The following is a 21427-nucleotide window of genomic DNA, read 5'->3' on the forward strand; positions in this document are numbered from 1 at the left end:
CAGTGGTAAAAATCAAGATTTCCAGAGCAATCATTGGCAATTTTTAGTGGTGAGTTATTTCCGCCATCCTGCACTAGATCCCCGCGTCCTGGGACAGGGTATATTTTCAGGTAATTTCCTCAGATGGATCGACCTTGACTCGTATAATTGGCAAATTCGCAATCAATGCAGTGGCCCGATCGTGACTTTCGATCGCAAACTCCAACCCGTCTGCATCCAGTTCTACGTAGCGAGAAACAACTTCTAGAATTTCTTTTCGCATCGCCTCGATCGTCTCTGGAGAAAGTCCGGCCCGATCGTGCGCGATTACCAGTTGGAGGCGACGCTTAACATCCACCCGGCTGTTAGTAGGTGTTGACCAGGGAAAAAGTTTTTCTAGAAGTTCGTTAATCATGGTAGATGTGAATAATAAGGAATAGAGAATAAGGAAATATGGACTTAGGAATAGGGACTTGGGAATAGAGAAAAATCAAATATCATTTATTAGCTTCTCTGGCTCCTCCACACTCCCCCTACTCCCCACTCGCCCCCTCTTAACTGCGGGGTTTACTGCCAAAGAAGCGTCGGATGCGAGCAAAAAAACCTGCCGGGGGTGCGTTCAGGTCTAGAAATTCTACCTTTTCTCCATCCAAACGGCGAGCGATGTTATTGTAGGCAACGGCGGCGAGAGAGTTATTTTCTCCTAACACTAAAGGTTCGCCACGATTAGTAGAAACAATCACGCGCTCGTCATCTGGAATCGCACCGATCAGGGGAATGGCGAGGATTTCTTGCACATCCTGTACGGACATCATATCGTTAGCTTCTACCATTGCGGGTCTGATGCGGTTGACTACTAGCTGGATGCGCTTAATGCTGTGCGCTTCCAATAAACCAATCACGCGATCGGCATCCCGGACGGCTGCAATTTCGGGAGTTGTGACGATGATAGCTTCTTGTGCGCCTGCGATCGCATTCCGAAAGCCCATCTCGATTCCAGCTGGACTGTCGATCAGAATATATTCGTAGGTTTTTGCCAACTCGCTCACCAGTCGCTTCATTTGGTCTGGTGTTACGGCATCTTTGGTGCGATTTTGAGCAGCTGGTAAGAGTACAAGTTTCGGCTGTCGCTTATCTTTTACCAAGGCTTTTTCTAAGGTACACTCACCCGCTAGCACATCTACCGCCGTGTAAACAATTCTGTTTTCTAACCCCAGCAGTAAGTCTAGATTTCGCAGACCAAAATCGGCATCCACTACAGCAACCTGATGACCGCGAGATGCGATCGCCATCCCAATATTAGCTGTAGAGGTAGTTTTCCCCACCCCTCCTTTACCAGAAGTAATCACAATAATACGACTCATAAGAATTTTGGATTTTGGATTTTGGATTTTGGATTTGGCGATTTGGATTTGGCGATTTTGGATTTTGGATTTGGCGATTTTGGATTTATTTAAAGATTAAAGAACATTTTACTAGCCCCTCTTCCCTCTTCCCTCTTCCCCCTAGCCCCTCGCAAGAGCCCCTATTTTCTTTTGACTTTTGACTTTTGACTTTTGACTTTTGACTTCCCTAGCCCCTAGCCCCTATGAAAGATTGGGCCTAACGAAACCAGTCGCTCTAGCGATGCGAATTCCCTGGGGCGTCACATAAGCAACTTCTGGGTAAAACTCAGCTGGTGGCTTTTCTGGTGCCCTAGCCACATTATCTGCAATTCGGAGCTGAGTGGGTTCCATCTGTAAAGCCATAATCAAACACTGGGCGTTGCCTTTGGCACCGGCATGAACTAATCCCCGCAGACGACCCCAAATTATAATATCGCCATCAGCGACTACCGAACTGCCAGGATTAACGTCTCCCAAGAGTACCACAGTGCCGGGGTGACGAACTTCTACCCCTGAGCGTAAGGTTGTTTGCAGGTATAAGGGTTCGGCAAGCGCCTGTCCTGGTTGGGAGTTAGGTTTATTTAGAAATGCGATCGCAGCTGAGAGTTGGTCTACAGAGTAACCAGCAGCCGCAGCAGCAACGGCAGTTTGGCGACGACTGGTATAAACTCGCTCCAGCTTTAGTTGAGATTCTGAAAGCGCGTCGGCAATTTCTTGTAACTGCCGTCCATCTAAAAGTCGGTCTTGGGCCATGAGATGCACTGGTGTATTGGTTTGCCAGAAGCGTTCGCCAGCATTGAGACGCTGCTTGAGTTGTAGCCAAAGATCGGGCCAAGTAAGCGAGGTGGGAGATCCATCCAAGTTTGGCGTTTCTGGCGGCAACAATAATAACAGCCGTCCCTCTTCACCTTTGAGGTGGACTTGCAGGGGCAGAACTGGTTGCGGGGGACTTTCGGGAATTGTCTCGACTGGGGAAGGAACAGAAGAATCGACAGTCATGCAGTTGTGGCGCTAGAGGCAGATTAGCTATCAATTTTAACCCGATCGGGCGGGGGAATATGCGATCGGTGTGAAAACCAATATTGCTAGGGTTTTGAGTAGGGGCGATCGGTCCATCGTGCCGGAGGCATTAGCATTCGGGCGATAACTTATCGCTGAAACCGTAGATTTTCTGCCCGAATGCTTCTCTCCTGTGGCAGAGACATAAATTGCATTGTTGCCATAACTGTGTCCAAATCTGAAGACTCTTTAGAGTACACCTCGTTCAGTTTCGCTAAAATCCGCTCTCGGTTATATCGCTGCAAATATGCTTTCAATGCTTCGGTATATAGTTCGCTCCGAGACAGCCCCAACTGTTGAGCAAGTGCCTCAGCTTCCTCAAAGATTGAGTTTGGAAGAGAAATAGCAATTTTCATAACTAGATTCCTCAAGTAGTTGGTAAATTAGTCATACCAAATTTATACCCAATTGTTTAGGGTTTAAAGGCTGATGGCATCGGCGGACAGGTTAACTTTAAGACATCGGTGCTGCGATCGCAACCCTCAATAAAAAGAGCGATCGCTTTTTTACTCAATTATATAAAGGCTCAACCCTTTCCTTCCATCAAATATATCAAGTCGCAAATGCACATCTCGTTCCTCTGTTATCGCTACCTCATCTTTCGGAGTTTCGTCAATTTTAATACTTTCAATTTTAGCCAAGCAGCAGTATGCTGAAGTCTCTTTAATTAAAAAGATTTTTGTCCCAACACACAGATTTATTTCCTTAACTCTTGCTCTGACTACCCTAATATTATCTAACCAATGTCTAATGTTTCCAACTTCTCTAGCTTTCCCTGTTAAAGTCTTACTCTCAATAATCTTATAAGTCACTAACTCAGCCAATGCTTTACACAAAGCCTCAACAAAGTTACACAAATCCAGTAGCTCTTTCTCTCCCAAAGTCTCATCTATAATAGCTCTATGGGCAGCCTCATTTCGATATTCAATCAGTTGTTCAAGTTCTCCTTCTGCTGTATTTTCTCTTGCTCGAACATTTTCAACGAAATGCTTGATAGCTCTATGGTTCTCCACCCAGACCCAAGTATTCGGAATTCCCGCACCGGAAAACAATTGCTCTATTGCTTCTTTCCGTAAGTTCTGTTCGTGCAAGAGAAAGGCATCTGAAACTAACTCGTATTTTTCTTCATCAGTAACTCCACGCAATAAACCTCGAACAACCTTCTCTACAGAAAGGTGTTGAAACCTATTCTTTTTTTTCTTTAGTTCAAGTAGCAATTTTCCTACACCTATCTGATGCGTCTCTCTAATTTTGTCGTTCAGATCTGAATAAAGCGGAAACATTTCTGGCAGACTTTGTACCCAATTTCTGATTAATTCCTCAACAAATCCCTCATAAATTGCGTACAATCGCGTTACCGCCGCACAGTGATCGTAAACTCGCCACTCCCGGTTACTAGGAATATCTTCTATTAGTTTAGTAAGTTGCGTATTTTCATCTAATTCCTGTTGTATTACAGTCTCATCTCCAAATACAATGCCTCTCAGCCTATCGTTAGTCTGGATAATTTTGCGTATAGTGGAAATATTGATACTTACTATCTTGAGAAGCTCATCAAACATTGCAAGTTACTCCCCAATAACTTGCAAGAGCATTTCGTCAAAGATCCTAATTCGATCCTGGATATCAGCCTTAGTTCTTCCCTCACCTGTTAAAAGACGTGATTCCTGCTTATCAAAGAGTTTCTTTGTCTCTTCAATTACTCTTGATTTACGAGCAATCAATATTTCTGCTTCATGCAAATGTCTGCTAAACCCAACCATAACAGCATCATAGTAAGCTTTATAAGACTTTTTCTGCCAAGTCCCAGACTCTGGCACAACTGGCACAAAGGGTTTGAACAAATTTTCTTCATAAATTCGGTAAGCTAGATTTATAGTTTGTATAAAAAGCTCTTTCAAAAATTTGATGTCTTGCTCAGAAAATTCCAAACTTTTCATCATATATAGATCCAGAAATCCCTCCATACCATAACGGAAATGCTCTATATTCCGCAAAGCAAAAAAACGGAGAACTAGCTCGGCATCTTCCATTTTTTTATAAAGAGTATTTATTGATAATTCTGGACTCTTATCATCCGTAGGAATTCCCCAAGCCTCAGCAAATATGGGATTACGCGCTAATTCTATTAATAGGGAATCAAATTTTCCATAGTACAAGCAGTGTCGCACTTCTTGCTGACTCAAATCCACACCACCAGTATTAAGACGCTCGAAAGTCTTCTGCTTTAAAAATAGAGCTTCGTCAGGATTGGAGGTTGATTCTCTAATAATTACGATAGATGAGATAGAACGGCGATCGAGACCAGCCCTAATTTTATCAGGAAGCTGTTCGTATTTAAGTCGATTTAGTTCTGGCCAAAGTTCAAGTCCAATCAGCGCAAATTTATTTGTATAAAAATCCCGAATAGCGGTGATTCTCTGTTGACCATCCATTACCTCATAAGAGTTATAATCAATTTCATAAAGAATAATAGGTGGAACGGGAATGTTAATCAGAAATGACTCGATCAGTCGTGACTGCATTTTAGTATCCCAACGCCACCTTCTCTGATAATCTGGTCGCAAGTTCATGTACTTAGAATTTTTTGATAACGCTTCGACAAAACTCGGAAGCTTATCACGGTTTATTTCGGTAAGTATCCTCTTCTCTCCTGATTCGTACTTATCGTTAATCTCAACCTCAGACATTTTAGTGTTAGTGCGAATTTTTGAGGGAGATTTCTCCCACATCTTTTCTTCAACTGGTGCAAGTGACATTGTTTACATCCTCTCTCAGCGTGGCTGTTGTGAATGATTCTAGCGTTTCCAGGCTTAAGCTCAGAACAGAAATATAGGGAAGGGATATACTGACCTGACAAGAGTAAGGTAGATGAGGTCGAACGCTTGAGTGTGTCGCCAGCATGAACATAGAGTGCGATCGCTCATATCTATCTATTCTAGCATCATTATTCCCCTCTCGATCGTAGGGTGCATTACAACGCACCCTACGATCTACATCAAAAAAGCGCCAACAATCATGGTAAGCGCTGTCTAAATGTTTTTCAGCTTATGACTGTACTTTTGCACAACCGCCGATAAGTGGTTGCCAAAGCATCTGCATCGCCAACATTACCCGGAAACAGCACGACTGGCAAATTAGGAAATTGGGGATGATCTGTTGGAGTTCGCACGATCGAACAACCGGGCAAAATCTGCCCCAGCAGTCGCGCCGAAGTCAAGGCTAAACCTGTACTCAATACATCGTTTGAGGTAATCCCTCCTTTACTAATCAGAAATCCAATATCGGCAGGCAATCCGCGCACGATATCCATCAACAAAGCTGAAACAGCCACACCAAATTGCAACCGTGTTTCGGTATCTTTAAAAGTGAGTTCCCGACGGCTGGTATAAACTACTGGTGTCTTACCGTCAGCATGAGCATCATGGACAGTTTTGAGCGTTTCTGCCAACAAAGCGGCACGTTGAGCTTCAGATTCATCCACTAGGCGGGCAACATCAACTTCGATCGCAACTATTCCCGCCTCTTGTAAAAGACTTTCCAGTTGTTCGGTAGTCTTTTTGACATGGGAACCCACAATTACTGCACCGGGTTTGCCTCCCCGCACGTACTGGGCCATATCTTCAGGGCCGATCGGTTGCGGAGGTAGGGCAGCCAAAGCGGTTAAGATGCTGGCAGCACTGCGAAACAGGAAGCGTTTGCCAAGACTGGCGGCGGTGAGGAGATCGGCGGCAAAGCGGTTTAAGTCGGCTTGGGTTTCTCCATCGACAACGCAACATTGATTACCCGTAAGGTTCATCAGTCTTTCCAGACTTCCGGCGCGAATATCTGCCAGCAAAAATTGCTCCACTGTTTCAGATGGAATGCGCCCTTTGGTTTTTTCCTCTACATACTTGGGTAAGTAGCTGTGGTGGTAGCCAAAGACGGAATCGCGGGCAAACTCGGTTTCGTGTACTGGAGTTGGTACACCGTTGACGATGAGGTAATGCACGCTGTCGCGGGTGAATCGCCCTCCCTCGAAGAAGGCTGGAACTAGGAAATGGGCGTCAAAGGGGCCGAGTTCTTCGGCAATGACATCGGTTTCGACTGGGTAATGTCCCCGCAGCGTCGAGTCGGAACGGCTGACAATTAGAAAATCCTGAATTTTCTCGGCTTCTAGTGCTAGTTTGAGGTTGTGACAGACTTCGCGAGTGCGATCGGCTGCTTCCTCTGGCGTAAGCGCCCTGGTATTCGTCAGCACAAAGAAAATGGGCGACTCGTCATTCAACCCCAGTCGCAATGTCTCGACATCCCAACGGGTCAGCAGCAGGCAGCTGTGGACGGTCTGAGAACCAGTGGGGTCATCATCTAGGACAATAATTTTAGGTTTGGTTGCCATTTTTAACGCGATCGCTGATGTTGCAATTTTCGCATCTCTTCTTGTACGCTGAGGCCAATCTGCAATGCTTCATTGAGAAGTCGTCCGTATTCACCAGCTTGAGTGTTGACTTGCATCGCTTCTAAAGCTCTCAAGTTATTGGTGAACAGTTCTGGATTCGCAGCAATCAAGTTTTTATTTTCTCGCAAAATCCTCTCGCTCATCAATGCGCGAATTAAATCTTCTCGCGTTAGCTGAAGTGCTGCAATTACTTGGGTTCGATCGGTTAAAGCTCCGCCAGGGGAACCGGCTGTTTCTAAGCGATCGCTAATATCTATGGCTTGGAGTACAGCATGATACCTATCTACATCATCCAGCAAATTCACAAGTAATTTCGGACTATTGCTTCTCAGCCAGAACGACCTGCCAGCTATTACTGAAATTGGCACTACTATTAGTAATAAAATAGCCCAATTCATTGATGCCCCCCGGATCGGCCTAATTAGAAAGGTATAAAGAGCCCCTACGATGATGGGAGTGAGAGCAAGAGCAATCAGTAGTTCGTTAAATAAAAAAGTCAATTGCTTGCCCGACTCTCGCAGCATCGACGGTCTGAACACATCATCTGGATCGACACCGCTTAAGTGTCTCAGTTCTCCCTTAGTAATCTCTAATCCTTGTATATCCGATCGCACAGAATATCAATTCCTTTTACTCATTTAAATGCCGAACTTTCAATTGTTTCATCTCATCTTGGATGCTCAGACCAATCTGAAATGCTTCGTTTAAAATGCGCCCGTACTCACTCGCCTGTTCGTTTACTTGCAATGCTGCTAAAGCTGTCAAGTTATTGGCAAATAAGTCTGGATTTACTTTGATAAACCGCTCGTTTTCTCTGAGAACTTTTTCTGTCTTCAGGGCGCGAACGATATCTTCGCGGGTCAACTTCAGCGCTTGAATTACTCGATCTCGGTCTTTTAAACCAACTCTGGGATTTCCTGCTGCTTCTATTTGATCGTTAATATCTATGCCTTTAATTGTGATATTAAAGCGGTGAACGTCATCGATAAGATTGATAAAATGACGGTGATTTAAGCTAAAGAAAATTTTGATGGCATCCTGAATGATTAATACGGCGGCGACAACTGCATGGACTGCAATTAAAGCCAGACGATGATCCGGGAAAGCTAGAATTAAGAGAAAATTACTGACAAAAATTAGTCCGATGAGCAGAAGGGTGTTAAAAATTTCCGCTAAAAACTTTCGTGGTGTGGGAGGTCTAACTACAGCATCAATACTCACACCACTCAAGTGTTTCAGTTCCCCTTTCGTAATCTCTAAACCTTGTAAATCTGGTCGCACGGCTGTGTGTTCTTTAAGTTGGATGTCAAAAGCTGGCGCTTGGTGGAAGCAACCTTTGAAACCTGCGCCTAAGTTAGCGATACATATCAATGGTAAATCACTTAACCGCGTTTGTGCTTTAACTTCTGATTAGAGCTTAACTTTTTAGAACAAATGTACTAATGCAAGCCGGTTTGACCATATTGTAGCTGGGCAGCGACGCATCCACCATTCTACGGCAAGGATGAACGTCAAGCGATCGCATCGCAGTTGGCTGCTAAAGTCATTAATCATGAAATGCTTATCCCCAGGCTGGCAGAGCGTGGGGATGAGGTAAATTGAATTATCTAGCGATAATCATGGTTTATCGCTCTCAAGTTCTTTATTAGCGTGATTTTCGGGTAATTCTGACGGTTCATTACCGTAAGTTTCCTCAATTGCAGCTTGAATTCTGAGCGTATTGAACCCTACCAGCACATCTTTGAGATCCTCGTCACTGTAATCCATCAAAGATAACTTACTGGACAGCTTCATATTTTTAGCGGCGATAACACGGTAAAATCCCGATCGCTTTTCCAGAGGATATGCGAAAATTATTGATTGAATAGTAGTCGCCATAGCGCCAAAAACGGATGCTATTTTAGCGTTGCCATAGATACCTGAAACAGTTGCTCCTAAGCTGAGTATAATTGCACTAATACCCAAGCCGATACGTAGATTCCGATTTAGATTTTTCAGTTCTTCATATTTCACAGTCCACTGATCGATCATTTTTTTCAATTCTTGCTGCTTTCTCTGCGGTATTTTGTTTTGTCCTTCCTCTGCTGTTTGTGGAATTTGCAATTTACTATTCATAGCTACACATCCTAATTGGTTGTTAGATTGGCTAGCTATATTTCCTAAACAGTGCAACCCCCACCCGGAAACTTAAGCAGAGGCATTAGCCTCAAGTATTGATGGCATTGACAGACAACCCAGCAGCAATGCCAATAGGAATCTACAAGTTTAACCGGCTTTTTTTCGGCGATCGCACTCCCTCAACCCATTCCATGTTAAACTACAATATCCTAGTTATCCCTATTTGCTAGCTCTCCCAACCATGTAACTAAGAAGACCGATAACTGTAGAAGAAAGAGCTGCGATCGCAAATCTCATTTCTCCCTCAGAAGCACTACCCTTTTGCATAATTGTGAATGCGTAAAAGTCAATTAGCAAAATGATGACGAGAGCAACTATGAATACAGAAATATCCTTCACCCAGAAGGATATTCGCTTTTGCTTTCGTTTTAGTTCTTTATCTTTCTCGCGGTTCTTTAGTTCAAACTCAACGTCTTCTGTCATATATATTTTTCATGTTCTTTAATCAAGTATAACCCTCTTCTGTCACTCTCCGGGAAGTTTTCCGATTTGCCAATCCTCAAGCTTTTTCAGAGAAAGCGATCTACGATTTTTTTCTACTCGAATAAGCTCGTTGGGAGCGCTAGCTGAAATGCCTTCTGCGTAAGGGTTAGCTCGGAAAGTGACAGAAGAGGGATAATATCAAAAGTGAGGTTAAATAAAGATGCAGTCATTTGAAGAGGGGTTTATATCATGTCCGGTTGCATCGGTAGCGTAAGCGTGATGCGAGAAATTGTCTGTTGTCATCGAGGGTTAAATTTTAACCACAGATGAACACAGATGAACACAGATAAGAGAGTTATTTTTTTTAGACAACCGATGCCACCGGACATGATATTATTGAACGGCAACCGATCAACCAAAGACTTCTCCAAACAATTCGCCTAATTGGAGAGTATAAGGGAAAACAAGAGTTATTTCAACAACAAGCCCCGCAAGTTTTAGAAACGTTGCGCCAAGCTGCGGTTATCCAAAGTACGGAATCTTCTAATCGCATTGAAGGCATTACCCTTTTCATAATTGCTCTTAATTACTCTAAATTGCCACTTTATCTTAATATTTTAGCACATCAAGTACGGAAGAACCGTCAAAGTGAAACTTCTTGAATATTAGCGAGATTTGGAATCAAGTCTTCGCTGGTTGCAGGTTCCTCACTTTCCGAAGTGCGATCGCATCTCACCGAAAATTGACAATAATCGCATTCACGAGAACCTTCTACAACTTGCGGAAATTCTTCTCCCCTCTCATAACTTTCCAGCCAATCAGTCAGATAATTTAACTGTTGAGTTAAATCCCGTCGCGTTTGTTCGTGCTTTCCAGCATTGTAGGCAAATTTAAGACTTTTCGGCTCAGGTTGAGACTGCACAAACCAGTAAGTCATCGAAATTTGTTCTGGCGAATAATCGCTCGTTTCAGCCAAAACATAAAGATACAAACGAGTTTGCCAGTCCTCTTCTAGCCATCGCTTATTTTTAGGTAAAGGGTAAGTTTTCCAGTCTAGGATTTGAGCTTTTTTGTCTTCAGCAATCAACAAGTCATAGATAACAGTCAGCACATAATCCTGAAAAGGCAAAATGCGGCCATGTTCGCTTTCGCGGAAAGTTTTGCTACTGGGATTGGGTGTCAAAATTTCTGGTGCTGCACTCACTAAAGCAGTGAGACAACGCTGCATTTGGGCATCTTCTTGTACTAGAGGTTCAATTGGCAAACCCAGTTCTCGCTGTTGCATCAACAGGTGAAAATCACTGCCCCAATTTATCCGCTCTTGTTGTTCTGGTGTTGTTAGCAAACCTAGCTGATCGAGGTAGGTATGTTGAAACTTTCGCGGACAAGTTCCAAGTAGGTTTAAGTGCCTTTGGGATATTCGCATAACAGGGGCTAGGGGTTAGAAAAGTCAAAAGTCAAAAATCCTTTGAGTGTGAGGCATTTAATATCATGTCCGGTCGATTAGCTATAGTTAAATATTTGGTATGTTGTTGCGCTTTAGCACTATCTTAAAGAGCGCTAAAGCGCAACAACATACCTAAATTGAATGTCACGCTCGTTAAGTGAGGCGGAGCCTCTAAAACCTCGCGACCAGGTTCAACCTGGTCGCGAGAAACCGGGTTTCTTCAAGAAACCCGGTTTCTATGTACCTCACTCACCTGAAAAGGGCTGTAAATCATACTTTAGTTAAGACGAAGACGTTGCCTTCATTGCCTCGCGCAATTCGTAAATCCTCATCCAGATAGCTGATATCTAGCCAGCCTTTTTGGTCGCGATTTTCAATGGGAAAGTCAAGGGCGACAAATTTTTTGCCTGACTCAATCTGCCGGATATGGTCGTCTGGGGATTGATAACCGATCGCACTTTGCAAACCGTTAATCGATCGCTCAAATCTGACATTAACCCGACGTTCGGAAACCACCTCAAACCGGGCTACAACGCTCAACAAGCCTTCCAGATAGGGCAATCCATAAATTTCAGCAATATTGTAGACTTTGGCATCCTTCACCCGGATGCACTGATAAATTTGACCGAGTTTGAGCAATGGCACCCGATCGATGCCTAAAATAGAGTTACTGCTAGTGTAAAGCAGTCGCCAATCGCCGTCCAGTAAGTCACCAGCTTCGGTTGGTCGGGGCGTGGGGTTGCGGTCTTCCAGTTGCGAGACAAGCGCAAGTATTGCTTGTTTGTCAGCAACAGTAGCCAGCAGACCGCGATTCTTACCTGCGATCGCCTCTAGCAGTGACGCTTTGCCAATCATAAGCTACAGACCTCTTCTGAACTCCCCACCACTAAGCATACTTGTTCAAAGCCCGATCTAACACTAGAGTCGAATAGCTTTGTAACTGCTAAACTCTAATAGTCTAATTTATAATGTTTGGCCGCTAAACCCTCGTATGATATATAACCCTTCTTTGCGTGAAGAACCGATCGATCAGCCAGCTGCTGTGATTCCCCTCAAGCAAGAAACTTCAATTTTGGACTGGTTAGAAGCTACAGGTCGCCTACTGGCGCGTGCGGAAGACGATCTTGGCGGATATTTAGACGAGGATGAAGAAATCGATCAACTCATCGGAAGCGATGACATCGTATATGGTGACGATGCGATCGATGATGACGATGACATCGCTGATGACGTAGATTAACCGCTTAAGAGCAAATCTTTAATCCCGATTCACCAATGATTGTCTAGAAGTCTAAATTTGTTGTGTGGAGTGAAATAGCAGTTCTGTGGATGCTAAATCATTGGAATTCAGGTTACTAAACTTCTCAGGAACTAGCCTGTCTGTGTTGCTAGCCGTTTCACTCAGTTTGGTGGCGCTACTTTGCGATTATCAAGCAAATAGAGCTTTTAACCCCAGCTTTTCCCTGACGCTGCCTTTCTGGGTTTGTGCGGCGGCAACAACTGGGCTAGGCTACTGGGTGGTGCCAATCTTGCGATCGCTCAAAACCGGACAAGTAATTCGCGAAGATGGTCCCCAAACCCACTTGAAAAAAGGCGGCACCCCCACAATGGGCGGGGTGTTCTTTATACCAGTAGGCGTCCTCGTTGCTCTCTTGTGGTCTGGCTTTACTTTGGAATTGCCAAACCTTACCTCCGTACTGGCTGTATCAGCGCTAACACTGGCTTATGGATTTATCGGCTGGTTAGATGATTGGCAAATCCTACGCCGCAAGTCCAATAAAGGCATCTCGCCACAAATGAAATTAGCCTTGCAAATTGGTTTTGCAGTCCTATTTTGTTTCTGGCTAATTTTGAGTCAATCAACAAGTATTGCAACAGTAATTTTACCATTTGGTTTAGCTTTACCATTGGGATTATTGTTCTGGCCTTTAGCTGCTTTTGTCCTAGTAGCAGAAAGTAACGCTACCAACCTAACAGATGGTGTGGATGGACTCGCAGGTGGACTCTGTGCGATCGCACTACTCGGACTAGGCGCTTTAGTTCCTTCCTACCCCGGACTGATGATTTTCTGCGCCTGCATGAGTGGCAGTTGTTTAGGTTTTCTAGCACATAACCGCAACCCAGCTACCGTCTTCATGGGAGATACTGGTTCCCTCGCATTGGGAGGTGCTTTAGCATCAGTTGCACTTCTGAGCAACACTCTTTGGATCTTATTTATCCTCAGCGGTATTTTCTTTGTTGAAACCCTTTCGGTAATGGTACAAGTTAGTTATTACAAAGCTACAAAAGACCCGAATGGTATTGGTAAGCGGCTGTTTAAAATGGCACCGCTACACCACCATCTAGAACTCAGTGGCTGGTCGGAAATCCAAGTAGTTGGCACATTTTACGCGATTAACGCAATTCTAGCTTTGCTTTGTTTTTTCATCCTTTAGTAGAAAGGTGGGCAATGCCCACCTTTCTACATTAATCCCACTCATTCTTAATATTTAATTGGTTAAATGGTTGTCAAAAAAACACAAAGTAATCGGAGAAGAACTCTTTTATCGCTTAGCGTTCTGCTAATTGTTATTGTCTGCCTTTATTCACAACTTACCCGTCTGGGATATGCCGTCCCCCTGCCCTACCTATTGGATGTTCTTTGTTTGACTGGTTGTGACGATGATAGTTCTGCAAATATCACCCATCCAAGACTCGCTGACAATCAATTGTTGAACTATGATAAGCAAATTACCCAAATTTTAGGTAAAGATAAAAACGACAAGAATAAAATTTCGATATTGATTGAGAAATCCAAGTACAGATTGATAATTTATTACGATAAACAACCTGTTAAATCTTATCCGGTAGTTTTTGGCGCTAACCCAGTAGACGATAAATTGAAAGAAGGCGACAAGAGAACACCAGAAGGAAGATTTAAGATAAAAGACCTCTATCCCCATCCAGCTTGGTCAAAATTCCTTTGGTTAGATTATCCGAATAAATATTCCTGGAGGAAACATTTCCAAGCTAAGCTTAGTGGTAAAATAAATTGGGATAATTCTATCGGCGGCGAGATCGGTATTCACGGTACACCAAATGATGATTTTATCCAAAAGGGGTCAAATTGGACATTAGGCTGCATTTCTTTAAAAAATCAAGATGTTGATGAAATATATCGCTTTGTGCAACAAGGAACGGAAGTAGAAATTATTCGCTAACCAACGATCGATTATTATGAGTAACGAACAGGAAATTATATTGCCAAAGGTTTCGGTAATTGTGCCGATATACAATGGTGAAGCAGATTTACCAGATTTAATCAGTTGTTTAAAAGCTCAAACTTATCCAACTGACCGCGTAGAATATTTGTTGGTGGATAATGGAAGTAGCGATCGCACTTCTGCGATCCTCAAAAGCGTTGACCCCCCCCAACCCCCCCCGTCCACAGGGGGGGCTTTGGAGAGTAGCGATCGCACCTCCACGATGCTCCAAACCACCGCAGATACCCACAATCACCCTGACAAAGGCAGGCTAAACGATATAGCAATTCGTCACCTCACGGAAAACAAAATTAAAAGTTCCTACGCCGCACGCAATACGGGAATTCGCGCCGCCACAGGTCAAATTATCGCTTTTACCGATGTTGATTGTCGTCCTCAATCCAATTGGTTAGAAAACCTGATTCAACCTTTTGCCGATTCATCTGTTGGTATCGTCGCCGGTGAAGTAGAAGGACTGACTGGTAAAACGCTACTAGAAAAATACGCAGAAAATCAGGATGTCTTATCCCAAAAATATACATTAGCGCATCCTTTTTGTCCTTACGGTCAAACTGCTAATCTGGCAATTCGACAGGAAATTTTTAAGCAAGTGGGATTGTTTCGACCATATCTGACTACTGGCGGCGATGCTGATATCTGTTGGCGAATTCAACGAGAAACTGACTGGAAGATATCTTTTGCACCAACTGCTATTGTGAAACATCGGCATCGATCTACAATAGAAGAATTTAAAAGCCAATGGCGACGCTATGGTCGTTCAAATCGATATTTGCACGAACTTTATGGTGTGAATTTGATGAAGGAACTAGCTATGAGAGAATATCTCTATCTTCTGAGTCGCTGGCTATTGAAAGAATTGCCAGTTATAAGCGTTAAAGCAACGCTCGCCAAAGCAACTTTAGTTGAATTATTAAATACTCCCATTTATCTGATTAATTCACAAGCGCGATCGGCTGGACAACGGGATGCGAAACTATCTGAACAAGCCAAGACAATAGAGTGGTTGTAACATGATCTGAATAGCTGTAAAAAAGCAGAAAGTTTTGACAAAATAGAGAAAGATTACGGGTTAAGGTAGCTGCCTTATGACTAATAAATTCACTTCGCTCGAATTACCTCCTCCTTTTCCCGACCACACTCAATTGCCGGAGGAAGATGGTACTTTTGTGAAAAACTTCCAGGAGCATCCCCAAAGTATTATTTTGACAGATTCCCTTGGCCCGATTTTACAACAACTGCATCCCGACGGACAATATGCGATCGGACAAGACTGCGGCATTTACTGGCGCGAAACCGACCCCCCAGAAAAAGGCGCAGAAGCTCCAGATTGGTTCTACGTACCCAATGTAGCGCCTAATGTGGATGGTGAGATTCGTCGTTCCTACGTGCTGTGGCGGGAATTTATAGCGCCATTGATTGTTTTGGAGTTTGCTAGCGGCGATGGCTCACAGGAACGCGATCGCACAGCTTTATCCTATTCTAGGGAAGGCGAAGTCACTAGGCCAGGGAAGTTTTGGGTCTACGAGCGCATCATGCGAATTCCCTACTACGGCATCTATGAAGTCACCAACGGCAAATTAGAAGTGTATCGCTTTGTGGATGGGTTTTATCGGTTGCTAGAACCCAACGAACGGGGTCATTACCCTGTTTTACCTTTAGGTGTAGAATTGGGACTCTGGCACGGAAACTATCAAAACCAAACTCAACTGTGGCTGCGGTGGTGGGACGAGCAGGGGAATTTGTTGCTGATAGGTTCGGAAAGAGCGGAACTGGAACACTTACGAGCCGAACAAGAACGGCAAAGAGCCGAACAAGAACGGCAAAGAGCCGAACAAGAACGGCAAAGGGCCGAAAGTGCAGAACAGGCGTTCGCTTCTGCCGAAGAAGCACGACTCGCTGAAACTCTGGCGCGACAACAAGCTGAACTGGCGCGAAGGGATGCCATCCCTCGCTTGTTGGCAATGGGCTTGACTGTAGAACAAGTAGCTTCGGCGCTTAGCTTAACTGTACAAGAAGTCAGGCAAAGTGCGATCGAGTGATACAGCGCCTTTCAGATGAGTGCGGTACATAGAAACCCGGTTTCTTCAAGAAACCGGGTTTCTAAGAGTGTACTTCATAAGGGCTGCAAGCCGCTGTATAACTTCTGCGAAACCGGGTTTCCCATACCTACTCACCTGAAAAGCGCTAGTTTAGACCGAATATCATAATCACTACAATCAGTCAAGTTCGGCCTAATGGGGGATAACCGAATTACCGATTTAGCTAAATTTAGAAATAGTAGAGTGCAAAGGTGAGATAGATGTCGGGACAATTGTTACTGGTCGATGATGAACCCGGAATACGGGAAGCTGTCCAAGCCTACCTGGAAGATAGCAATTTTACTGTTGACGTTGCTGCTAACGCCAATGAAGGCTGGCAGAAACTGCAACAACATCTTCCAGACTTGGTAATTACAGACGTAATGATGCCCCAAGTGGATGGCTATCAGTTCCTCAAGCAAATGCGGGAAGACCCCCGCTTCAAGGCGCTGCCAGTCGTATTTTTGACCGCTAGAGGTATGACCAAAGACCGCATTCTAGGGTATAATGCCGGTTGCGATGCTTACCTCTCCAAGCCATTCGACCCGGATGAGTTGGTAGCGATCGTAGAAAACTTGCTAGAGCGCCGAACAGCTACGGAGAAAACGTCAGAAGGCACTAACCTGGACGAAATAGCGCGTCAGCTGGCTGAAATTAGGGAACAATTAAAACAGCGACCTGCGATCGCTCAAATTGCTTCATCCATCAAAATAGACCTCACCCCAAGAGAACAAAGCGTCCTCGACTTAGTGGCACAAGGACTGATGAACAAAGAAATAGCGCGTCGTCTAGAAACCAGCGTTCGCAACGTCGAAAAATATGTCAGCCGCTTATTTAGCAAAACCGGCACCAACAGCCGCACCGAATTAGTCCGCTACGCTCTCGAACACGGTTTAACCAAGTAATTATTTCAAATTAGACTGATAAAGAGGAATCTCGATCGCAAACTCTGCTCCTAACCCCGGTTGGGAATAACACTCCAATTTGCCACGATGCTTTTCTACTACAATTTGGTAACTAATCGACAAACCCAGTCCCGTTCCTTTGCCGACGGGTTTGGTGGTAAAGAACGGGTCAAACACTTGTTTGCGTACCTCTTCAGTCATTCCTGCGCCGTTGTCAGCAATCCGAATTACCACAAATTGGCTATTGAGCATTGAAGGTTGTTCTTCCCTATCCGCAATCCTGCATCTCCCATGCCCCAGGGAAGTGCGAATGGTGATGGTACTGGGATTAGCCTCAATTTCCTCGATCGTTAGCTTTTTATTGTAATCCTCCAGCGCATCGATCGCATTACTAAGCAGATTCATAAATACCTGATTGAGTTGTCCAGCATAGCACTCAACCAACGGCAACTTGCCGTACTCTTTAATTACTTGAATAGAGGGATGATCCGATCTCCCTTTGAGGCGATTTTGTAGAATCATCAGCGTACTATCAATACCTTCGTGAATATCGACCTCTTTCCTTTCCGCCTCGTCTAACCGGGAGAAGTGTCTCAGCGACTGAACGATCTCGCGAATGCGCTCAGCCCCCACTTTCATGGAAGCCAGAAGTTTAGGCAAATCTGCGATCAGAAAATCTAGATCTATCGCTTCAATTTCCTCTCTGATTCTGTCGGTGGGATTGGCATATTCATCTTGATATAATTGCACCAGTCTTAATAAATCTTCCGTATATTCCCTGGCGTGAGTGATATTGCCGAAGATGAAATTAACGGGGTTATTGATTTCGTGGGCTACCCCAGCTACCAGCTGACCCAGAGAAGACATTTTTTCACTTTGAATCAGTTGCGCTTGGGTATCGCGCAGTTCTCGGAAAGCTGCCTCTAGCTCGGTTGCCTTTTGTCTGATCTGCGCTTCCGACTGCTGCAAAACTTCCTGTACCTGCTTGCTAGAGGTAATGTCCACAGCCATACTCATCACCAAACGTCTTCCATCCGGTAGTTTACCCAAGGGAACCGAACTAAAAACCCAAGTTCTTTGAGAGCCATTTGAAGTGGTAATGACATATTCTCCTTGTTCTAGTTGACTATTAATGTTATACAACCGATCGATATCTGCCTTGATTAATTCCTTTTTTTCTCGATATGCTTTTTCTATCCAATCCGCCATAGTCGGAATGTCGCTATGGTTATAACCGCTCAACTCCGTCCAGCTTTGGTTAATGGCGACTATTTCCCCATCTTCAGCGTGAATGATCGAGGGGAAAGGTGCATAAAAAACAGCGCAGCGGAACCGTTCTTCACTTTGCTGCAAAGCTTGCAGAATTTGTTTGCGTTCGCTGATATCCTTGTTGATTTCGAGGATGCTGGAAAGGTTGCCATTTTTATCCCGCAGCAAAGTCCAGCTACTCGCCACAGAAATTTGTCTGCCATCTCGCTTAGTATCGATCAATTCTCCCTGCCAATGTCCCTCACGCAGACATATTTCCAAAACTTTCTCCAGTGGCTGCGGAAATATCGTTTTCAAAAATGTGTGGACGTATTTTCCTACTACCTCTTGCTTTTTCCAGCCGTACAGCCGTTCAGCGCCAGAATTCCAATAGATGATTAAATCATCCAAATCCCGAATGACGATCGCCTCATTCGCCAGATCCATCATCTGTACGTATTGCTGCAATGCTTCTTCGGCTCGCTCGCGATCGCTCATTTGTTGATATAAGGTAAAATTTGCTACCTCAGCCTCTTTTTTGCGTCGTTGCGCCGTTTGAATGCTGTGTAATGTTAAAGTAAGGGCAACGGATAATAAAAGACCCGTACCCAGTACCAAGTCAGGCAGCTGCGATCGTTCTTTAGTTAGCAACTGAGAACTAGGCCAGATTCGCGATCGCAAAGCCATACCATCCACAGTAAAATTTATCTCCTGCTGCCAAGCTTCCCCATTTTGGCGATCCGCTTTGTTCCGGCTCAAGATTTCCGTATTGCCATCAAACACGCTTAGCCCGTACTGGGGAACAATATCTTTGTTAAAAATAGTTTTTAACAAGCCTTCCCTGCTATAAGCCGCGACAAAGAAACCGTACTTGCGCCCCTCATAAACCAAAGGAACATAAACCCACAACTCTTTGCTTCTTTCTGGCCCGATCGAGGGAACAACTATAACCTCTTGCCCCTTACCGTCGTAAGCCGCGAGCATTTTTTGGTGAAACTCTCTGTCTGGCTCGGCAATTCCTTCTTTCGATACTGTCCAGCGCGGCCCAAACGAGGTGTCTACCCATTGTAGGATTTGGCAATTAGGGTAGAAGTCCATATAAGCTTGTGAAGCGGCTTTCCACTCCCTTCGAGTTGGCTTCCCCTGGCTTTGCCAACGATTTGCCATCTGCCCCAAACCGACAAGGGGAACTTTCAGCTCTGCTTGCACGTCATTTTTTAGTGTCTCGGCAGCTAACTGAACGTTGCGCTGAACTTTGCTCTCAATCTGAGTTTGCTCCTGGATTTTCACTGTCTGCCAAAGCCATAGGGTAGTCAGGATCGCGCAGCTACCTACGAGAATCGGCAACGAAAATATCTGCGTCGCCAATCGAACAGCACCACTTCCCCACCTCTTCTCTCCCCCCATAGATATCTTTTCTATTTTCATAGCCACCCTGGTTTGACATGGTTCCACAGTCTCACTTGCGCCTTGCTTTTGGAGACTTAGGCTTTGACAAGCGCACCACGCTTCACAACCTTATTGTTCCCATGATCGCCTGAGAATAATTAATTGGCAAAGTGTTCTCTTATACGATCGCCTCAGCATCGCCAGCCAACCTCATTCCATGAAAGGATTTTGGATTTTGGATTTACCCACTGATGAATCCGGCTGGCGACCAAACCACTCCTTTTAAAGGTCAGGCTGACGAAAGCTGCTGTTAACACTTCTGGTTATTTGAAGAAATTTTACGGTAATTGAAGAAATTTTAACTTTTGAGTTGTTCAGTAAAAATACTGTTATTTTTGATGAAATCATTAATTTTTAACAAAAATCAGCCATGAAAGTTTCAAAACCGGCAAAACATTTGGGTCAGTCACTTTCTCTAGGAGCGCTATTAGTTTTAACAAGCGTTGGTGTATTTGCGCTGATGACGATACAAACTGGCGGTTTCTAACATCGATCGCAGTTAGAACCGTAAGTTTGCTGTGTATTATAGCAACCGCCAGGGCGATTAAGCCAACTCCAACTGTTACATGAAGTCCATAATCCCTTACGGAGTAACCTCTTCCCTCTTCCCTAGTCCCTAGCCCCTAGCCCCTAGCCCCTAGCTATATTTGCAGACTAGAGGCGCTGTAGCAAGTTAAGACCGTGAGTATCGGTGCCGCAAGTATTTAACAATCCGTAAGTTGCGCTTAACTTTTGCACCAGTTCGGTTTGTTCTGGACTGGGACGCCAAGGGTTGGGATTGTTGTAGGCGTAGTAGGTTTCGACGCCATCGATTCCCAGACGGGCGGCTTCTGGGATCAGCTCGGTAGCCTTGACCCGATAACGAGCTGGGTGAGCCAGTACCGCCAAGCCACCAGCCTGATGAATGGCTGCGATCGCATTACCAGCCTCTGCTTCCACATCCAAGGGACGCTCACCTAGCAGATAGGTCAGGATAGAGGGGTGTTCTGGGTCGAAAGCATAGCCGAGAATGTGAACTTCAGTTCCCAAGAGGTTAGAGGTGATTTCCACCCCAGTCCACAGGTGAGGTAGATCGTTGTCAGAATCATCGGCGTGCATTTGCTTCTTCCGGCGATCTAAGCAGCTTTTAGCCACCTCGTAACCGTCAACGGTGTGGTGATCTGTGATAGCAAACCCTTTGAGACCGATCGCGATCGCTTGCTCGATCAACTCTTCCGGCTTTAAGTTGCCATCCGAGTAGATAGTGTGCATATGGAAGTTGAAATAACGCGGACAGCTCTTTGCGTTAATTGTCTTGAATACTTCCTTTAGTGCTAATATTTCTCCATTTGCTAGCTGATCTGAATTTGAAGTCTGAACATTGACTGGCATAACTGCCTCACAAGTCGCGTGGGTTAGTGTATAATAGAAAGCGCTTCAAGGTGGATGAGCTAATTAATCCATCTAAGGGACTAGAATAAGACTAACTTAGCAAAAATATACATTGCCCATCATCCATCGCCAGAAAAACGGGTAGTGCTATGCAATCCCTTGGCAAGAAGGCAACTGCTATATCGCCCCCACCGCAGCTACTGC

Annotated in this window: 22 protein-coding genes; 6 read left to right on the forward strand and 16 right to left on the reverse strand. The window is 44.6% G+C overall.

Features of this window, described 5'->3' with window-relative positions:
- Positions 1–106: 106 nt before the first annotated feature.
- From minE to LAY57_RS24535, 14 genes are all read right to left on the reverse strand, one after another.
- Positions 107–394, reverse strand: a complete 288-nt coding sequence (gene minE, locus LAY57_RS24470; protein ID WP_249069714.1) for a cell division topological specificity factor MinE — start codon at positions 392–394, stop codon at positions 107–109.
- 139 nt (positions 395–533) lie between these two features.
- On the reverse strand, positions 534–1343 hold the full coding sequence (minD, locus tag LAY57_RS24475) for a septum site-determining protein MinD (protein ID WP_249069715.1): 810 nt from the start codon (positions 1341–1343) through the stop codon (positions 534–536).
- A 222-nt stretch (positions 1344–1565) separates the two neighbouring features.
- Entirely contained in the window at positions 1566–2363 is a 798-nt protein-coding gene (gene minC, locus LAY57_RS24480) for a septum site-determining protein MinC (protein WP_249069716.1), read from the reverse strand.
- A 149-nt stretch (positions 2364–2512) separates the two neighbouring features.
- Positions 2513–2779, reverse strand: coding sequence for a CopG family ribbon-helix-helix protein (locus LAY57_RS24485; protein WP_249069717.1), 267 nt, complete (start codon positions 2777–2779; stop codon positions 2513–2515).
- 150 nt (positions 2780–2929) lie between these two features.
- Entirely contained in the window at positions 2930–3985 is a 1056-nt protein-coding gene (locus tag LAY57_RS24490; RefSeq protein ID WP_249069718.1) for an MAE_28990/MAE_18760 family HEPN-like nuclease, read from the reverse strand.
- Between the two features lie 6 nt (positions 3986–3991).
- Positions 3992–5182: a DUF262 domain-containing protein gene (locus LAY57_RS24495; protein ID WP_249069719.1), complete on the reverse strand. Its 1191-nt coding sequence runs from the start codon at positions 5180–5182 to the stop codon at positions 3992–3994.
- Positions 5163–5408: a hypothetical protein gene (locus LAY57_RS24500; RefSeq protein ID WP_249069720.1), complete on the reverse strand. Its 246-nt coding sequence runs from the start codon at positions 5406–5408 to the stop codon at positions 5163–5165. The genes LAY57_RS24495 and LAY57_RS24500 overlap by 20 nt, the downstream gene beginning before the upstream one ends.
- A gap of 58 nt (positions 5409–5466) precedes the next feature.
- Positions 5467–6801, reverse strand: a complete 1335-nt coding sequence (locus tag LAY57_RS24505) for a four-carbon acid sugar kinase family protein (protein ID WP_249069721.1) — start codon at positions 6799–6801, stop codon at positions 5467–5469.
- Between the two features lie 2 nt (positions 6802–6803).
- A complete protein-coding gene (locus tag LAY57_RS24510) occupies positions 6804–7475 on the reverse strand; it encodes a hypothetical protein (protein ID WP_249069722.1) in 672 nt (223 codons plus the stop codon).
- A 16-nt stretch (positions 7476–7491) separates the two neighbouring features.
- Positions 7492–8232 (reverse strand): hypothetical protein, encoded by a 741-nt coding sequence (locus tag LAY57_RS24515; protein ID WP_338022480.1) that lies wholly within the window; start codon positions 8230–8232, stop codon positions 7492–7494.
- Between the two features lie 246 nt (positions 8233–8478).
- Positions 8479–8976: a hypothetical protein gene (locus tag LAY57_RS24520; protein ID WP_249069723.1), complete on the reverse strand. Its 498-nt coding sequence runs from the start codon at positions 8974–8976 to the stop codon at positions 8479–8481.
- A gap of 222 nt (positions 8977–9198) precedes the next feature.
- A complete protein-coding gene (locus LAY57_RS24525) occupies positions 9199–9462 on the reverse strand; it encodes a hypothetical protein (RefSeq protein ID WP_249069724.1) in 264 nt (87 codons plus the stop codon).
- A gap of 643 nt (positions 9463–10105) precedes the next feature.
- Positions 10106–10888, reverse strand: a complete 783-nt coding sequence (locus tag LAY57_RS24530; protein WP_249069725.1) for a PD-(D/E)XK nuclease family protein — start codon at positions 10886–10888, stop codon at positions 10106–10108.
- Between the two features lie 291 nt (positions 10889–11179).
- A complete protein-coding gene (locus LAY57_RS24535) occupies positions 11180–11764 on the reverse strand; it encodes a PAP/fibrillin family protein (protein ID WP_249069726.1) in 585 nt (194 codons plus the stop codon).
- Positions 11765–11900: 136 nt separating this feature from the next.
- Here LAY57_RS24535 and LAY57_RS24540 point away from each other — a divergent pair, with 136 nt between their 5' ends.
- The 6 genes from LAY57_RS24540 (at position 11901) to LAY57_RS24565 (ending at position 17155) form a co-directional block, all read left to right on the forward strand.
- Entirely contained in the window at positions 11901–12149 is a 249-nt protein-coding gene (locus LAY57_RS24540; protein ID WP_275994327.1) for a DUF3134 domain-containing protein, read from the forward strand.
- A gap of 85 nt (positions 12150–12234) precedes the next feature.
- Positions 12235–13344 carry a phospho-N-acetylmuramoyl-pentapeptide-transferase gene (mraY, locus tag LAY57_RS24545; RefSeq protein WP_249069728.1) on the forward strand — a complete coding sequence of 370 codons (1110 nt, stop codon included), beginning with the start codon at positions 12235–12237 and terminating at the stop codon, positions 13342–13344.
- A 66-nt stretch (positions 13345–13410) separates the two neighbouring features.
- On the forward strand, positions 13411–14109 hold the full coding sequence (locus LAY57_RS24550; protein ID WP_249069729.1) for a L,D-transpeptidase family protein: 699 nt from the start codon (positions 13411–13413) through the stop codon (positions 14107–14109).
- 16 nt (positions 14110–14125) lie between these two features.
- On the forward strand, positions 14126–15181 hold the full coding sequence (locus LAY57_RS24555) for a glycosyltransferase family 2 protein (protein WP_249069730.1): 1056 nt from the start codon (positions 14126–14128) through the stop codon (positions 15179–15181).
- A gap of 76 nt (positions 15182–15257) precedes the next feature.
- The gene (locus tag LAY57_RS24560) at positions 15258–16211 is read left to right on the forward strand and encodes a Uma2 family endonuclease (protein WP_249069731.1); all 954 of its coding nucleotides are present in this window, start codon (positions 15258–15260) and stop codon (positions 16209–16211) included.
- Between the two features lie 260 nt (positions 16212–16471).
- Positions 16472–17155 carry a response regulator transcription factor gene (locus LAY57_RS24565; RefSeq protein WP_249069732.1) on the forward strand — a complete coding sequence of 228 codons (684 nt, stop codon included), beginning with the start codon at positions 16472–16474 and terminating at the stop codon, positions 17153–17155.
- Here LAY57_RS24565 and LAY57_RS24570 read toward each other — a convergent pair whose 3' ends face one another.
- Positions 17156–19831 carry a PAS domain S-box protein gene (locus LAY57_RS24570; RefSeq protein WP_249069733.1) on the reverse strand — a complete coding sequence of 892 codons (2676 nt, stop codon included), beginning with the start codon at positions 19829–19831 and terminating at the stop codon, positions 17156–17158. It abuts the gene before it with no gap.
- Between the two features lie 675 nt (positions 19832–20506).
- A complete protein-coding gene (locus LAY57_RS24575) occupies positions 20507–21223 on the reverse strand; it encodes a PHP domain-containing protein (RefSeq protein ID WP_249069734.1) in 717 nt (238 codons plus the stop codon).
- Between the last annotated feature and the right edge of the window lie 204 nt (positions 21224–21427).

Source organism: Argonema antarcticum A004/B2 (assembly GCF_023333585.1).
GTDB lineage: Bacteria > Cyanobacteriota > Cyanobacteriia > Cyanobacteriales > Aerosakkonemataceae > Argonema > Argonema antarcticum.

What these genes read in the sequence shown, in the direction of transcription:
- LAY57_RS24520 (WP_249069723.1), bottom strand. Translation starts at nt 8,976, where the DNA reads ATGAATAGTAAATTGCAAATTCCACAAACAGCAGAGGAAGGACAAAAC.
- LAY57_RS24525 (WP_249069724.1), bottom strand. Translation starts at nt 9,462, where the DNA reads ATGACAGAAGACGTTGAGTTTGAACTAAAGAACCGCGAGAAAGATAAA.
- minD (WP_249069715.1), bottom strand. Translation starts at nt 1,343, where the DNA reads ATGAGTCGTATTATTGTGATTACTTCTGGTAAAGGAGGGGTGGGGAAA.
- LAY57_RS24540 (WP_275994327.1), top strand. Translation starts at nt 11,901, where the DNA reads ATGATATATAACCCTTCTTTGCGTGAAGAACCGATCGATCAGCCAGCT.
- LAY57_RS24535 (WP_249069726.1), bottom strand. Translation starts at nt 11,764, where the DNA reads ATGATTGGCAAAGCGTCACTGCTAGAGGCGATCGCAGGTAAGAATCGC.
- LAY57_RS24575 (WP_249069734.1), bottom strand. Translation starts at nt 21,223, where the DNA reads ATGCCAGTCAATGTTCAGACTTCAAATTCAGATCAGCTAGCAAATGGA.
- LAY57_RS24490 (WP_249069718.1), bottom strand. Translation starts at nt 3,985, where the DNA reads ATGTTTGATGAGCTTCTCAAGATAGTAAGTATCAATATTTCCACTATA.
- minE (WP_249069714.1), bottom strand. Translation starts at nt 394, where the DNA reads ATGATTAACGAACTTCTAGAAAAACTTTTTCCCTGGTCAACACCTACT.
- LAY57_RS24505 (WP_249069721.1), bottom strand. Translation starts at nt 6,801, where the DNA reads ATGGCAACCAAACCTAAAATTATTGTCCTAGATGATGACCCCACTGGT.
- LAY57_RS24495 (WP_249069719.1), bottom strand. Translation starts at nt 5,182, where the DNA reads ATGTCACTTGCACCAGTTGAAGAAAAGATGTGGGAGAAATCTCCCTCA.
- LAY57_RS24560 (WP_249069731.1), top strand. Translation starts at nt 15,258, where the DNA reads ATGACTAATAAATTCACTTCGCTCGAATTACCTCCTCCTTTTCCCGAC.
- LAY57_RS24565 (WP_249069732.1), top strand. Translation starts at nt 16,472, where the DNA reads ATGTCGGGACAATTGTTACTGGTCGATGATGAACCCGGAATACGGGAA.
- LAY57_RS24485 (WP_249069717.1), bottom strand. Translation starts at nt 2,779, where the DNA reads ATGAAAATTGCTATTTCTCTTCCAAACTCAATCTTTGAGGAAGCTGAG.
- LAY57_RS24570 (WP_249069733.1), bottom strand. Translation starts at nt 19,831, where the DNA reads ATGAAAATAGAAAAGATATCTATGGGGGGAGAGAAGAGGTGGGGAAGT.
- minC (WP_249069716.1), bottom strand. Translation starts at nt 2,363, where the DNA reads ATGACTGTCGATTCTTCTGTTCCTTCCCCAGTCGAGACAATTCCCGAA.
- LAY57_RS24555 (WP_249069730.1), top strand. Translation starts at nt 14,126, where the DNA reads ATGAGTAACGAACAGGAAATTATATTGCCAAAGGTTTCGGTAATTGTG.
- LAY57_RS24550 (WP_249069729.1), top strand. Translation starts at nt 13,411, where the DNA reads ATGGTTGTCAAAAAAACACAAAGTAATCGGAGAAGAACTCTTTTATCG.
- LAY57_RS24530 (WP_249069725.1), bottom strand. Translation starts at nt 10,888, where the DNA reads ATGCGAATATCCCAAAGGCACTTAAACCTACTTGGAACTTGTCCGCGA.